This is a genomic window from Clostridia bacterium, from assembly GCA_017394805.1.
Taxonomy (GTDB): domain Bacteria; phylum Bacillota; class Clostridia; order Christensenellales; family CAG-1252; genus RUG14300.
The window spans coordinates 119779-134287 of the sequence record JAFPXC010000007.1 but is presented as its reverse complement, the minus strand read 5'-3'; the positions used below and the strand labels follow the sequence as shown (position 1 = coordinate 134287).

The window sequence follows — 14509 nt, the reverse complement described above, 5'->3', positions numbered from 1 at the left end:
CAAAATTGCACGATGCGGCGCGTCGTGCGTGGAGCTTCAGACATCTTCGCTCGCCTTATATATACTTCGTGCATAACGGCTTCGCTCGCTGTCATCGACCTTTTATGCGGATAATGATTCGTATGGTTTCGGTGGAAGAAACAGGTATGCACCTCTACCCTCGGCACAAGTGCCTACGGTGTTTAGCCCCCTTGTTCGGTAGATAATAATGATATGATGATTCGTTTTGAAACGTTTTCATATACTTGTCGTTAGGACACCCAAAATACGGGTGTCCTTTTCTATTTTGTGCAACCTCGCAAACGAAGTCACACAAAATTGCACGATGCGGTGCGTCGTGCGTGGAGCTTCAGACATCTTCGCTCGCCTTATATATACTTCGTGCATAACGGCTTCGCTCGCTGTCATCGACCTTTTATGCGGATAATGATTCGTATGGTTTCGGTGGAAGAAATAGGTATGCACCTCTACCCTCGGCACAAGTACCTACGGTGTTTAGCCCCCTTGTTCGGTAAATAATAACGATATGATAATTCGTTTTGAAAGGCTTTCGTACTCTTTCGTTAGGACACCCAAAATACGGGTGCCCTTTTCTATTTTGTGCGACCTCGCAAACGAAGTCACACAAAAAACGGCTCGATAAATGAGCCGCTTTCTTTTGCTTTTCGATTTGATTTCGAGCGGGGACGGGACGAAGGCTCTACTCGAACTTGTAGCCCATGCCGCGCAGGGTGACGATATGCCCGCGATACTCGCCCAAATTGGCGCGCAACATTTTGATATGCGTATCCACGGTGCGGTCGTCGCCGTAGAAGTCGTACCCCCACACCTCGCTAAGCAGCGTTTCGCGGCTCAAGGCCACGCCGCGATGCTCCACCATATAGAACAACAGGTCGTATTCTTTTGGCGTCATCTCGGCCTTCACGCCGTCCACGGTGACCGAGCGCCCCGTGATGTCGATGCACAACCCGTCTATTTTCAGCACGTTGGCGTTGCGCCCCGAGGCACCCTTGCGGTTGAGAATGGCGCCTATACGAGCCATCACCTCGCGCGGAGAGAACGGCTTGGTGACGTAGTCGTCCACGCCCAAGTCGAAGCCGTGGATCTTGTCGTACTCCTCCCCTCTTGCGGACAGCATGATAATGGGCACGTCCGAAGTCTTGCGAATCTCCTTCACCGCGCCGAAACCGTCCAAACCGGGCATCATCACGTCAATCACCACGAGATCGGGCGCTTCCTCGGCGTTTTTGGCGACGGCCTCGAAGCCGTTGGCCGCCTCGCACACCTCGTAGCCATTGAACACGGCGTACTGTTTCAACATATCCCGAATGGTATTCTCATCGTCTACGATCAATATTTTCATATCCCCATTATAGCCTACGCCCCCCTCGCTTGTCAACGGGGAATAGAATAAACAATCTTAGCCAAAAAGCCCATTGCATACCGCGCGCATATATGGTATAATCATCGTATGAGCAAGCACACACCCCGCAAAATAGACCCGCACGGCATTCGTTTCGTCAGTTGGCTGGCGTTTTTGTTGTTCGGCATTTTCATCATCGGCTTCCTGTGGCTGACGCAGGTGGTCTTTCTCGAAGTCTACGTCAATCGCACCAAGCAGACGGACTTTGCGTTGGCCGCCGACAAACTTTACACCGAATATCGCATCTTCCCCAACGACTACGACAAGACCTTCGACCGCATCGCCAAAGAGACGGGTTACACCATCGACGTGTTGCGAATAGAGGGGGGACGTGCCACGGTTTTGTATGCCTCGGCGGGCTATCACAACGAGGGCGAAGGGGCCCAAACGCCCTTCGTTTTGGACAGCAGTACGGCCAAAGTGGCCGCTTCTTCGGGCTTCGATCAAGGGTTCTACGTCAAGGACGACGACGTGATGCGCCTGATGTACGGCCGCTACTTCGACGAAGAAGGCACCGTCTTGTTGGTCGTATCCCAATCCACCCAGCTGTTGGAGTCCACCACCCGCATTCTCCGCATACAGATGGTCATCGCCACCCTGGTCATCATCATATTGTCCTTCTGCGTGTCCTTCATTTTGTCCTCGGCATTCAGCCAGGATCTCACGCGTCTCTCGGATTCGGCTCGCCGCCTCGCCGCCGACGACTACTCGGTGCATTTTGACGAAAAGGGCTTCAGCGAAGCCAAAGAGCTGGCGCGCACCCTCAACTACGCCTCTACCGAAATACGCAAAACCGAGGAGCTGCGGCGCGAATTGATATCCAACGTATCCCACGATTTGCGCACACCGCTCACCATCATCAAGGGCTACGCCGAGATGATACGCGACCTGACGGGCGAGGACAAAGCCAAGCGCGAGGAGCAGCTGGACATCATCATTTCCGAGACCGACCGCCTCACCGCATTGGTGAACGACCTACTGCAAATTTCGCGCATTCAAAATCAAAACGCGCCCCTCGTCAAAGAGGATTTCGACCTCACCGAGACCGTGCGCCGCGCCACCCGCAGTTTCAACGTCCTTTCGCTGAACGCGGGCTACACCTTCCAATGCGACCTCGACGACCACGCCGTCGTGTCGGGCAACGAACAGCAACTCGAACAAGTGGTCTACAACCTCATCGGCAACGCCGTCAACTACTCGGGCGCGGACAAAAAGGTCTTCGTTGCGCTCAAAATCGAGGGCGACCGCGTCACCTTCCGCGTGCGTGACACGGGCGACGGTATGGACGAAGAGCAACTGCGCCATATATGGCAGCGCTACTACCGTGCCGCCGAACACAAGCGCAGCGTGGTAGGTACCGGATTGGGCCTCTCTATCGTCCGCACCGTGCTGGAGCGCCACGACGCCGACTTCGGCGTAGAAAGCAAGGTGGGCGCAGGCTCCACCTTCTGGTTTGCCCTGCCCCTTGCCCACGGCAAAGAGCGAAACGACTAACGGCGGCCCACCCGTCAAGCGGATCCGCTTCGCAATAAAGTTTTTGCAATAGCTTCGGACGTCATACTCTTATATCCCTCACGCACACCGGCGGGCATATCGCACCCAAAAGGTGCTTTACTTCGCCTTGCCGACGTAGTGCGTCGCCCTTCGCCCGCGCAAAAAAATGCGGCGAAGGGTTTTCATTTTGTTGCTTTTTTGCGCCCGTGCGTTTATAGTATGTATGTATATTACGATATAGGGATAGGATAGCATTATCCAAAGGACAAAGGAAGATATGATTCGCAACGATTTACGCAACATAGCAATTATCGCCCACGTCGACCACGGCAAGACCACCTTGGTGGACGAAATGCTCAAACAGGGCGGCATTTTCCGCGCCAATCAGCAGGTGGCGGACCGCGTGATGGACAGCAACGATTTGGAACGCGAGCGCGGCATCACCATTTTGGCCAAAAACACCGCGGCCTACTACAAAGACGTCAAAATCAACATTATCGACACCCCCGGACACGCCGATTTTTCGGGCGAGGTGGAGCGCGTGCTCAAGATGGTGGACGGCGTTTTGCTTTTGGTGGATGCCGTGGAAGGACCTATGCCGCAGACGCGCTTCGTCCTGCAAAAGGCGTTGGAACTCAACCACAAGATCATCATCTGCGTCAACAAGGTGGATCGCCCCGACGCAGAGCCCGACAGAGTGGTGGACGAAATACTCAATTTGCTTATCGACCTCAACGCCACCGACGAGCAATTTATGAGCCCCGTGGTCTACTGCTCGGGGCGTATGGGCACCTCGTCCATGACCGTGGAGCAAAAGCCCGACCTCACCGACCTCTTCGAGACCATCGTGAACTACATCGACCCGCCCCAAGGGGACGAGAACGGCAAGATGCAGGTGCTGGTCAGTAGCATCGACTACAACGACTACGTGGGGCGTATCGGCATCGGCCGCGTCGAGCGCGGCGTGGTGCGCACGGGCGACCAATGCGTGGTGTGCGACTACCACGACACCGTGCAACCCTACCGCAGCAAGATCGTCACTCTCATGCAGATAGACGGTCTGAGGCGCGTGCCCGTCACCGAGGCCAAGGTGGGCGACATCGTGTGCTTCTCGGGCATCGCCGACATCACCATCGGCAATACGGTCTGCGCGGTGGACGCCGTGGAGCCCGTGCCTTTCGTCAAGATAGGCGAGCCCACGATGGAAATGCGCTTTATGGTCAACGACAGCCCCTTCGCGGGCAAGGACGGCAAGTACGTGACGAGCCGCCACCTGCGGGATAGGTTGTACCGCGAACTGCTCAAAGATGTTTCGCTCCGCGTGGAAGACGGCGAGACCACCGAGGTCTTCATCGTCAAGGGGCGCGGCGAGATGCACCTCTCGGTGCTCATCGAGACCATGCGCCGCGAGGGGTACGAATTCGCCGTGTCTATGCCCAAAGTCCTCTACCAATACGACGAAAACGGGCAAAAACTCGAGCCTATCGAGCAACTCATCGTGGACGTACCCTCGGAATCGGTGGGCGCGGTGATGGAGAAGATCGGCTCGCGCAAAGGCGAACTCATCAACATGAGCCCCCTCAACTCGCGCATTCGCGCCGAGTTCAAGGTGCCTTCGCGCGGTCTTATCGGCTACAAAAACGAGTTCCTCACCGACACCAAGGGCGAGGGCGTGATGAATACCCTTTTCTACGGCTACGAGCCGTACAAGGGCGAGATCGTTAGGCGCAACGTAGGTAGCCTCATCGCCTACGAAACGGGCGAATGCTCCACCTACGGCTTGTTCAACGCGCAGGATAGAGGCCCTCTCTTTGTGGAGCCCAACGTGCCCGTCTACGAGGGTATGATCGTGGGCTACACCACCCGCAACGAGGATATCGTGGTCAACGTGTGCAAGAAGAAGCACGTCACCAATATGCGTTCGGCCGCCTCGGACGAGGCATTGCGTTTGGTTTCGCCCCGCCGCCTGTCGCTGGAAGAAATGCTCGAGTTTTTGTCGGAAGACGAGATCCTCGAGGTCACGCCCAAAAATCTGCGTATGCGCAAGATCACGATGAACAACAGTATGCGCATGAAAGAGATCTTCCGCAACAAACCGCAATCCTGACGCCGCCGCGACCCCGTCGTAGCGACGGATACCCCACCCCCGTATGGGGGCAATTCAAACCAAAACAACAAACGCGGACGCGAGCCAAGGGGCAACGCCCGCACCAACGAGGTATTTTATGAAAGAAGTCAGAACACGTTTCGCACCCAGCCCCACGGGCTTTATGCACGTAGGCAACCTACGCACGGGGCTTTACGCCTATCTCTACGCACGCAAAGCGGGCGGCACCTTTATTCTTCGCATCGAGGACACCGACCAGGGCCGCTACGTAGAGGGCGCCACCGACGCCATCTTCCGCACCTTGAAGACCGCGGGCATCGACTACGACGAGGGCCCGGGCAAGGAAAAGAACGGCATGATCTACGTCCAGAGCCAGCGCAAGCACCTCTACAAGAAATACGCCTTGGAGTTGGTGGCGAAAGGCGGCGCATACTACTGCTTCTGCGGCAAACGCAACGTCACGGACGGCGGCACGGGCAAATACGACAAGCATTGCGCGCACCTGCCCAAAGAGGTGGTCGAGGCCAAGTTGGCGGCGGGCGCACCCTACGTCATTCGTATGCGCGTGCCCGAGACGGACGGCGTGTCCGAATATGACGATATGGTCTACGGTCATATCGCGGTGGCCTACAAGGATATGGACGATATGATCCTTTTGAAGAGCGACGGTATGCCCACCTACAACTTCGCCAATGTCATCGACGACCATTCGATGGGCGTCACGCACATTCTTCGCGGCAACGAGTACCTGTCCAGCACCCCCCAATACAACCTGCTGTACGACGCGTTCGGGTGGGAGCGCCCGCAGTACATACACCTCGCGCCCATTATGCGCGACCACGAGCACAAGTTGAGCAAGCGCTACGGCGACGCCAACTTCGAGGACTTCGTGGCGAAGGGCTACCTGCCGCAAGCCATCGTCAACTATATCGCGCTGTTGGGGTGGAGTCCCAAGGGCAACCAAGAGAAACTCTCCATGGCCGACCTCATCGAGCAATTCGACGTGTCGGGGCTGTCGCAAAGCCCGTCCATCTTCGACGGCGCCAAAATGCGCTGGCTCAACGCCGAGTATATCCGCGAACTTTCGCCCGAGGCGTTCAAAGAGGCGGCGCTCCCCTTCCTCAAACAAAGCAAGGCCTACGGCAAATACGACGAGGATATGCTGCTCGCCTTGGTGCAACCCCGCGTGGAAACCTTGGGCGACATTCCCGCCACCGTGGACTTCCTCGAGGAATACGACGACTTCGACCTCGCTCTGTTCGAGCACAAGAAGAACAAGACGGACGCCGCGGTCGCCCGTGACCTCGTGCCCGCCGCTTGGGACGCCTTGAAGGACGCCGAGTGGACCAACGACGCCATTTTCCAAGCCCTTTGCGCGGTGTGCGAGATAATGGAAGTCAAAAAGGCCGCCATGATGTGGTGCGTGCGCATCGCCATCACGGGGCAGGCGGTCACACCGGGCGGCGCCAGCGAAATGGCAGTGCTCCTCGGCAAAGAGGAGACCCTACGCCGCCTGCAACGCGTCGCCGCGCGCTTGGAGAACGCACGATGAAGGCCATCGTCGTGGTGGATAGCCGTTGGGGCATCGGCGCCAAGAACGACCTGTTGTTCCGCCTCAAAGAGGATATGCGCCATTTCCGCACCCTCACGGCGGGCAAGGCCGTGATGATGGGGTACAATACCCTCTTGTCTTTCCCCGAGTCGAAACCCCTCAAAAACCGAGTCAATATCGTGCTGGCGCCCCAAGAAGTGGAGCGCGAGGACTGCGTGGTGGTGCACACCCTGCCCGAACTGTCGGCGGCGGTCAAGGCCTACCCCTCCGACGACCTGTTCGTCATCGGCGGCGCGATGTTCTACCATACGATGCTGCCTTTTTGCGACACGGTGTACGTCACCAAGGTCTCGGCGGACGGCAACGCCACCGTCTTTTTCGACGATTTGGACGCCCTCGCCAACTGGCGACAGGTCGAAGAGGGCGCGCCCATCGAGGACAACGGGCAGACCATTCGCTTCTGCACCTACGTCAACGACGCGCCCCTGCCCTTTTGACGAGCCTGCACGCCGAATAGGCGGCTGCGGCTCGGTCTAAATATCCCGTTCGCCGTGCATCGACGAGTAATAACAACGAATATTATAATTAGGAGAACGAAACCATGAAAAAAGCACTTACCATCATCGCTTGCCTCGTCGTCCTCGTCCTTTCTTTGGGATTGGTCCTTGCCGCGTGCGACCTCGGTCGCAAAGTGCAAGGCGTAGAGATCAAGTTCCAGAAAAAAGTCGAAGCGGCGCAGGAACTTTCTTTCGACCTTCATGCGGATATCGTCTCGGACGGCGAGGAGAGTTCGCTCGACATCAGCTGTTTCAAAAAGGGCAACGAGTACGCCTATACCTTCGTGCAGCCCGACAATACCTCGGTGGTCTACCGCCGCCTGTACGCGGACAACAAACTCTACGAGTACGTCACCAAGGACGGTAGCCTCGGCATACGGGTGGGCACCTACTACGCGACGAACGACGTGCCCTACACGGACGAAAACAACCTGTTGTATTGGGTAACGCAAAAAATTATGCTCGCCACCTACGCCACCTTGCTCAGTACGGGCAAAAAGGAGACCTTGAACGGCGCCGAAGTCTATCACTATGACTTCGCCTACCAAGGCAACCAATACGCCCTGTGGTACGACGACGTCAATTTGGTGAAGATCTCGGCCACCTTCAACTCCACGGACGCGGAGGGCAAAGCCCACAGCGAGACCTATACGGCGGTGTTTTCCAACTACCGCTTCGACCAGGTGGACCACGCTCCCTTCCGTCGCCCCGCCGAAAGCACGGACGCGACCTACGTCGAGAGCCCCATCTCCTTTGAGAGTTGGATGGCCATCATCAACCGCTTCTCCACCCGCGCCGCCAATTGGATGTAAAGCGTGCGCCCGTGAGATAAACAGAAGTTTGTCACAAAAAAGGCACCCACATCGGGTGCCTTTTCGTTACAATCGGGGGCATTTCGCCACCTATTTCGCTACATATCCATCGCGCTCTTTATCTGCGACCACACCTCGCGCGGGCGCAAAATCGTGATGACGAGGCACAACAAAAGCCCCGCGCCGCCGCTTACGACCGAGGGCACCCAATAGAGGTGCAAGGCGAAGCACAGCACGAATATCGCCACGGCCAAAAGCCCCTGCCACCACAGGCTGAGGATATATCGCCCCGCCTTTTTGATGCTCACCAAGGCCAACGCGCCCGACAGCATCCAACTCGCGGCGTAGAAGATGGGCGACACCCACCCGATGAAGATCTCCTCAAGGTGCAGGGTGAACCCGATGACGACGAACAGCACGAGCCCCATCACGCTATTCACCAAAATCTTGTGATGGGTGTTTTCCAACCCCAACACGGTATGACGGAAGATGAAATAGAGCCAGGCGAGCGCCACGGGCACGATCACCCAATACCGCCGCCCCCCGCCATAGACGTGCACCATGACGACGGCGATGATGGTGGCGATGGCCGCCAAGAGCCAATACACCACCGTAAAGGGCACCACGTACCGTTTGAGCCGCGTGTTCCTCGCGGGGTAGACGGGCACTTGCACGGGGGTGGGCGCGCCGCACAACGGGCATTTGCCGTTGCTACCTTCTATCAGCGTTCCGCATTTCTCACAACGCATATTCCACCTCCCTGTAATTGCTGTTGACCACCGCATCCAAGCCCAACTCTTCGCGCAAAATACGGTAGAACTCGCGGTCCACGTCGTTCTCCACGATATGGCGGCTCCAAGTCAAGGACAGCGTGTCGCCATAACTCACGATGGCGAGGTTTTCGGGGGTGCGGCGGTTGGCGTTGAGCATAAAGGCGAAGTCGTCCAACTCATTTTGCAACGCCTTGGGCAAGGGCACCACGCCGAGATTGCTCAATATCATGGTCTGTTTGGTGTGTTTGGATAGAGAGCGCCCCAACTTGCTCACGATCATTTTGAGGCTGAGGGGCATCAGCCGCAAGAGCGGATTTTTGCTGAACAGCGAGGTAAACGCCAACTTGGGCATAAAGGCCTCTGGCGTGGCTTGTCCGCGCAATTCTTGCTTGATAACGTCGATATACCCCTCCAACGTGGGGGTACTTTGCGGTACGCGGCACTTGATCATGCCCACGAAGTTGAACATGGTCTCGGACGGGAACATCTTGCGCAGATTGATGGGGATAAAGATCTTCGGCTGTTTGTTTGGGGCGCATTTGGCGCGCGTGCGCACCGCCGCCATCAATCCCGCCGCCGCCATCAACTCGGTGAGGGTGCACCCCCTCGCGCGCGCCGCGGCGAGGGCCTCGGCAAGGTTTATCTTCCCCTGCGTGCAGGCCAAACCGTCCTTGACGAAGAAGCGCCCCTTTACCTGCGCCGCGTTGCCGCCCGCCGTGTCTTTGAGCCCACGGAAGAAAGGTTGCTTTCGGTAATAGGTATCGTAGGCGTTTTCGGTCTCCCCGTTCACACGGGGAAACAGTGCGTCGGGATCGGTCGCTTCGTCCGCCTCGTCGGGATGGGCGAGCCGTCGATAGGTCGCCAAAAGGTACCCCACGAAACGCGACGCGCCGTGCCCGTCCGACAACCCGTGGAAAAAGGTGACGAACACCGTATTGCCCCAATAACTCACCCAGATGGGATAGTATCCGTTTTGCGCAAACTCGGTGCGGCCCAACAGCACGCCCGACGCTTCCCACACCTTGGGGCGGCGGTAGTTTTCCACGAGGTAGTGGCGGAACCAACCCCTTTCGATGGTCACTTTGAAATAGGGAAACCGCTCGTAGGTCTTTTCGAGAGCCTCTTGCAGCAAGGTCGGCTGTACGGCCTCGCGCAGTCGAAACCGCAACAAAAAGTTACTTTGTGTAGACAAAGTACCGATGATGGGATAAATCATGCCCGAATTATCCATTCTATACCATTTGGTGAGATTATATCCTCTCCATTTCATACCATTGCATTCTCCCGTACGTCGGGCATACGGCTTTTTGTCGCCAAGCGCTTACGCTTCGTCGATATCCAAAGCCGCCTTGTAAATCTCGTCCTTGGGCACGCCGCGCTCTTTGGCCACCGCCTTGATGGCGTCCTTTTTGCTCATGCCCATGGCGATATACCGCCGCACGTGCTCCTCAGCGGACAATTCGGTCGCCGCGCTCTCCTCTTTGCCGTCCACGATGAAGACGAACTCCCCGTGCGTATCGAAGTCCACCTCGGCGCCCAAGGTGGTGCGTATGACGGTCTCGTGTATTTTGGTCAATTCCTTGACGACGTACACGCCTCGGTCGCCCAACTTGTCCCGAAGATAGGCCATCGTATCCGCCACGTCGTGCGCGGCCACGTACAGCACCAAGGGGTTGGGCGAAGTGACGTATTGCACGATCTGCCTGTCGCGCTCCTTGTTTTTGTCCGAGAGGAACCCCACGAACACGAAGCCGCCCGACTGCCCCGCCAACGCCATGGCCGACGTGACGGCGGTAGCCCCGGGCACCACGGTCACGGCAAGCCCTTCGCGCCTGGCCGCCTCGACCAGCACGCCGCCGGGATCGGATATGACGGGCATACCCGCGTCCGACACCAACGCCACGTTCTTGCCCTCGCGCAACAGGGCCAAGATCTCTTCCGTGCCCTCCTGCTCTTTGTGCTTGTAGTAACTCAAAAGGGGCTTACGTACCCCCAGTTTTTGCAACAACAGCCCCGTATGGCGCGTATCTTCACACGCCACCAAGTCCACCGTTTTGAGCGTCTCCAACGCCCGCAGGGTTATGTCGCCCATATTGCCTATCGGCGTACCGACCAAATACAACATATCTACTCCCTCGTGGTGTACTTCGCTTCGAGGTCGCCCCGCACTGCGTTCACGACCACCATGCCGCGCTTGCCGCCGCGCTTGCCTTCCACCAACACCGTATCCGCTTGCCTGCCCGAGACGGGCTGGATACTCACCAATTTTTTGGGCTCTATGCCCGCTCGTTTCATCTCGTCGAACAACTCCGCCAACCTGGTGGCGGTGTAGACGATATACATTCGCCCGCCGAAGCGTAGCAACTTGGCCGCCGTTTGGCACACCTCGCGCAACGTGATATGCGTTTCGTGTCGGCACATAGCCACCGTGGCGTCCTCGCTCATCTCGCCCTCGCCCACGCGGAAGTAGGGGGGGTTGACCACAACGAAGTCCTGCGTGCCGCAGCCGAACGCTTCGGCGCACCGCACGGCGTCTCCTTGCCACACGGCCACACGCGCCTCTAACCCGTTGCGTTTCACGCTCCGCGCCGCCCGTTCGGCGAACGATGCTTGCAACTCCACGGCCACGATACGCCTTAGGGGCGTCTTGGCCGCCAACAGCATACTCACCACCGCCGAGCCCGCGCACAACTCCACGCCCACTTCGCCCGCCGAACAGGTGGCGAAGTTGGCCAAAAGCGCCGAGTCCGAACTGAACCGATACGTGCCCGGGGCCTGCAATATCCGTAGCCCCTTGCATTGCAAATCTTCTTCGACCTCGCCTTCGCGCAGATCGACGTCCGTCACTTCCACGTATCCTTCCACCGTTTCGTCCTCTCTCTATTTTAATTATATATGTAAATACCCGCGACTTCAAGTGTTTTCGCGGTTTTTGTTGTTTCCGCCTCGGCAAACGGCGCTCGCACCCCCATGGCGGCACGCAATCGCCGTCGGGGCATACCTTCGCCCGCTATATTGTGCCGAAAGCGGGCGGTACCCACCGCATATTGACGCGGGGAAAAAGGTTTTTTTCGGCTCTTGACGGCGAGGGGGCGGAAATACTATAATGGCAAGTACCCCCTATAGGGGGAATATCGTGCGCCCATGGGCGAGTTGCGGACGGATAAAGGCGCGGGCTATCCCGCCGAGACCATTCGCAAAAGCCACCCCCCGGCACGCGGTACACCGAGGAGAAAACTATGCCTACCTGCACATTCGCACCCAACCAAGAACAAGGCCACACCGTAGTGGACAACGCCTTTATCGTGCACTTCCTGCCCTACGCGGGCGAGGACGCCGTCAAGGTGTACCTGTACGGGCTGATGCTATGCGCTACGCCCTTGAGCGAGCAAAACACCCTGCGGCACATCGCGGACGGGCTGGACCTCACCGAGAAAGCGGTGACGGACGCCTTCGAGTATTGGCAAAGCATGGGGTTGGTGCGCATTCTCACCGCCTCGCCCCTCACGGTCAACTATCTTTCGCCGTCCAAGGCCCTCGCGCCCACGCGCGCCCTGCCCAAGGACAAATACGCGGACTTTTTGGTGCAGTTGCAGGAGTTGTTCCCCGACCGTATGATGAGCACCAACGAGTTGTACAATTATCTGCAATTCCTTGAAGAAACGCACGTGGACCCGCAGGCCCTCTTGATGATCGCCAAGTTCTGCGTGGACCGCAAATCGACTGACGTCCGCGCGCCCTACGTCCTTACCGTGGCGCGTAATTGGTACCGCGAGGGTTGCACCACCCTATCGGACGCCGAGGCGCGCATACAAGAGGCCGACGCGGCGTCGGACGAACTGCGCGAAGTGTTCCGCGCCCTCAAAAAGAAGTCCACTCCCGACATCGACGACAGGCAACTCTACGTCAAATGGACGCGGAATTGGGGCTTTGCGCCCGCCGCCGTCATTCGCGCGGCCAAAACCGTCAAGCGGGGCGGTATGGAGCGACTGGACGCGGTGTTGGACGGCTACTTCCGCGCGGGCGTGTTTTCGGTGGAAGATATCGAGCGCTATATCAAAACGCGTGAGGCCACCTTTGACCTCGCCGTCCGCGTCAACAAGATACTTGGCCTCTATTACGAAAGCCTCGACTACGTAGTGGAGACCTACACCACCCCGTGGCTCACCCTGGGCTACAGCGACAAGAGCCTCGTGCTCCTTGCCAAATACTGCGCCATGCGCGGCGTGCGCACCCTCGAGGGGATGCAAGCCGTGGTGACCAAGTGCTACGACGAGGGCGTGGTGGACGACCGCAGCGTGGCGGTCTTCCTCGACCAGTACGCCACGGTGGAGCGCAAAGTGTCCGCCGTCATCGAGGCCACAGGTTCTACCCGCCGCCCCACCGAGACCGACCGCGAACTCTATCGCACCTGGACCTCTACCTGGGGCTTTGACGACGAGGTCATTCTCTACGCCGCCGCCCTCTCGCTGGGCAAGCCCTACCCCATGGCCAATATGGGCAATCTGCTCTCCCGTTGGCACCAGGCGGGGCTCGATACGGTAGACCGCATCAAAGAAGTGGCGGCCACCGATACCCCCCATACGTCCCCCGCCAAATCGAACCGCCGTGCCGCCGCGCCTTCCTATATAGCGCCCACCGCGGGCGACGAATTCCGCCGCGCCGAGATACGCGCCGAATTGCAGGCCGACCCCGACTTCCGTCGGCTCGACCAAAAGGTGCGCACCCTCAATATGCAGGTGGCGCATTGCCAACTGGACGAAGTGGACGTCCCCCTCACCCTTGCGGAGGACCTCAAAGCCGCCCAAGAGGCCCGCGACGCACGCGTCCGCGCCCTCGGCTTCGACCCGAAAGATATATAAAGACCCCCTGCCGTCGTGTCGTCACGACGGCTTTTTTTGCCAATTACACCTGAAATATTGACAACACGCTCGCGCGCGTGATATGCTTAAACTATCCAAAAGAGGAGATGCGAATATGGATTTGAAAGAGATGAGCAAGCAAATACGCATGGATACCATGCGTTGCATCGGCAGCATCGGCACAGGCCATATCGGCGGATGTCTGTCCATCGTGGAAGTCCTCACCCTTCTGTACTTCAAGCACATGAATGTGAGCCCCACCGAACCTCGCAAAGGGGGCAGAGACCGCTTGGTCGTCAGCAAAGGGCACGCAGGCCCCGCCTTGTACGCCACCTTGGCCAACAAGGGCTACTTCGACAAATCCGTCCTGTACACCCTCAACCAAGGGGGCACCAGCCTTCCCTCGCATTGCGATATGAACAAGACGCCGGGCGTGGATATGACCGCCGGCAGCCTGGGGCAGGGCTTCAGTTGTGCGGTGGGCATCGCGTTGGCCTCCCGCCTCTCGCGTGACGGCGCGACCGTGTACGCCATATTGGGCGACGGCGAGAGCCAAGAGGGGCAGATATGGGAAGCCGCCATGTGGGCGCGCCAACAACGGCTGGACAACCTCATCGCCTTCACCGACTACAACAAAATGCAGATAGACGGCACCACCGCCGAAATATGCGACCTCGAGCCGTTGGACGCCAAGTGGCGCGCCTTCGGCTGGCACGTCATCGTCGTCAAGGACGGCAACGACCTGGACGAAGTGGACGCGGCCATCACCGAGGCCAAGGCCGTCAAAGGCTTGCCGACCATGATCATTCTCAACACCGTCAAAGGCAAGGGCGTGTCCATCGCCGAAGCCAAGGGTGTGGGTAGCCACAGCTTCTCGGTCACCAAAGAAGAGGTCGAGCAAGCGTGCGAAGAAATACGGAGGGCGTAAC

12 protein-coding genes are annotated in these 14509 nt (G+C 58.2%); 7 read left to right on the top strand and 5 right to left on the bottom strand.

Annotation, left to right across the window (positions count from 1 at the left end; genetic code table 11):
• Positions 1-700 precede the first annotated feature (700 nt).
• The gene (locus II896_01920; protein MBQ4443404.1) at positions 701-1363 is read right to left on the bottom strand and encodes a response regulator transcription factor; all 663 of its coding nucleotides are present in this window, start codon (positions 1361-1363) and stop codon (positions 701-703) included.
• Between the two features lie 108 nt (positions 1364-1471).
• Here II896_01920 and II896_01915 point away from each other — a divergent pair, with 108 nt between their 5' ends.
• The 5 genes from II896_01915 (at position 1472) to II896_01895 (ending at position 7945) form a co-directional block, all read left to right on the top strand.
• Positions 1472-2917 (top strand): HAMP domain-containing histidine kinase, encoded by a 1446-nt coding sequence (locus tag II896_01915; protein MBQ4443403.1) that lies wholly within the window; start codon positions 1472-1474, stop codon positions 2915-2917.
• 277 nt (positions 2918-3194) lie between these two features.
• On the top strand, positions 3195-5024 hold the full coding sequence (typA, locus tag II896_01910; GenBank protein MBQ4443402.1) for a translational GTPase TypA: 1830 nt from the start codon (positions 3195-3197) through the stop codon (positions 5022-5024).
• Between the two features lie 118 nt (positions 5025-5142).
• Positions 5143-6576 (top strand): glutamate--tRNA ligase, encoded by a 1434-nt coding sequence (locus II896_01905; GenBank protein ID MBQ4443401.1) that lies wholly within the window; start codon positions 5143-5145, stop codon positions 6574-6576.
• The gene (locus II896_01900; GenBank protein MBQ4443400.1) at positions 6573-7073 is read left to right on the top strand and encodes a dihydrofolate reductase; all 501 of its coding nucleotides are present in this window, start codon (positions 6573-6575) and stop codon (positions 7071-7073) included. The genes II896_01905 and II896_01900 overlap by 4 nt, the downstream gene beginning before the upstream one ends.
• Before the next feature lie 104 nt (positions 7074-7177).
• A complete protein-coding gene (locus II896_01895) occupies positions 7178-7945 on the top strand; it encodes a hypothetical protein (GenBank protein MBQ4443399.1) in 768 nt (255 codons plus the stop codon).
• 98 nt (positions 7946-8043) lie between these two features.
• On the opposite strand, the gene II896_01890 is transcribed toward II896_01895, so the two are convergent.
• The 4 genes from II896_01890 to II896_01875 are packed head-to-tail and all read right to left on the bottom strand — an operon-like array spanning position 8044 to position 11583.
• Positions 8044-8694 (bottom strand): hypothetical protein, encoded by a 651-nt coding sequence (locus tag II896_01890; GenBank protein ID MBQ4443398.1) that lies wholly within the window; start codon positions 8692-8694, stop codon positions 8044-8046.
• A complete protein-coding gene (locus II896_01885; GenBank protein MBQ4443397.1) occupies positions 8684-9988 on the bottom strand; it encodes a hypothetical protein in 1305 nt (434 codons plus the stop codon). The genes II896_01890 and II896_01885 overlap by 11 nt, the downstream gene beginning before the upstream one ends.
• Before the next feature lie 51 nt (positions 9989-10039).
• Positions 10040-10843 carry a 16S rRNA (cytidine(1402)-2'-O)-methyltransferase gene (gene rsmI, locus II896_01880; GenBank protein ID MBQ4443396.1) on the bottom strand — a complete coding sequence of 268 codons (804 nt, stop codon included), beginning with the start codon at positions 10841-10843 and terminating at the stop codon, positions 10040-10042.
• A gap of 2 nt (positions 10844-10845) precedes the next feature.
• The gene (locus II896_01875) at positions 10846-11583 is read right to left on the bottom strand and encodes a methyltransferase (protein MBQ4443395.1); all 738 of its coding nucleotides are present in this window, start codon (positions 11581-11583) and stop codon (positions 10846-10848) included.
• A gap of 374 nt (positions 11584-11957) precedes the next feature.
• Here II896_01875 and II896_01870 point away from each other — a divergent pair, with 374 nt between their 5' ends.
• Positions 11958-13580 (top strand): DnaD domain protein, encoded by a 1623-nt coding sequence (locus tag II896_01870; GenBank protein MBQ4443394.1) that lies wholly within the window; start codon positions 11958-11960, stop codon positions 13578-13580.
• Positions 13581-13695: 115 nt separating this feature from the next.
• Positions 13696-14508 (top strand): transketolase, encoded by an 813-nt coding sequence (locus II896_01865; protein MBQ4443393.1) that lies wholly within the window; start codon positions 13696-13698, stop codon positions 14506-14508.
• The last annotated feature ends 1 nt before the right edge of the window (position 14509 follow it).

What these genes read in the sequence shown, in the direction of transcription:
- II896_01890 (MBQ4443398.1), bottom strand. Translation starts at nt 8,694, where the DNA reads ATGCGTTGTGAGAAATGCGGAACGCTGATAGAAGGTAGCAACGGCAAA.
- typA (MBQ4443402.1), top strand. Translation starts at nt 3,195, where the DNA reads ATGATTCGCAACGATTTACGCAACATAGCAATTATCGCCCACGTCGAC.
- II896_01895 (MBQ4443399.1), top strand. Translation starts at nt 7,178, where the DNA reads ATGAAAAAAGCACTTACCATCATCGCTTGCCTCGTCGTCCTCGTCCTT.
- II896_01900 (MBQ4443400.1), top strand. Translation starts at nt 6,573, where the DNA reads ATGAAGGCCATCGTCGTGGTGGATAGCCGTTGGGGCATCGGCGCCAAG.
- II896_01865 (MBQ4443393.1), top strand. Translation starts at nt 13,696, where the DNA reads ATGGATTTGAAAGAGATGAGCAAGCAAATACGCATGGATACCATGCGT.
- rsmI (MBQ4443396.1), bottom strand. Translation starts at nt 10,843, where the DNA reads ATGTTGTATTTGGTCGGTACGCCGATAGGCAATATGGGCGACATAACC.
- II896_01870 (MBQ4443394.1), top strand. Translation starts at nt 11,958, where the DNA reads ATGCCTACCTGCACATTCGCACCCAACCAAGAACAAGGCCACACCGTA.
- II896_01920 (MBQ4443404.1), bottom strand. Translation starts at nt 1,363, where the DNA reads ATGAAAATATTGATCGTAGACGATGAGAATACCATTCGGGATATGTTG.
- II896_01915 (MBQ4443403.1), top strand. Translation starts at nt 1,472, where the DNA reads ATGAGCAAGCACACACCCCGCAAAATAGACCCGCACGGCATTCGTTTC.
- II896_01905 (MBQ4443401.1), top strand. Translation starts at nt 5,143, where the DNA reads ATGAAAGAAGTCAGAACACGTTTCGCACCCAGCCCCACGGGCTTTATG.
- II896_01885 (MBQ4443397.1), bottom strand. Translation starts at nt 9,988, where the DNA reads ATGAAATGGAGAGGATATAATCTCACCAAATGGTATAGAATGGATAAT.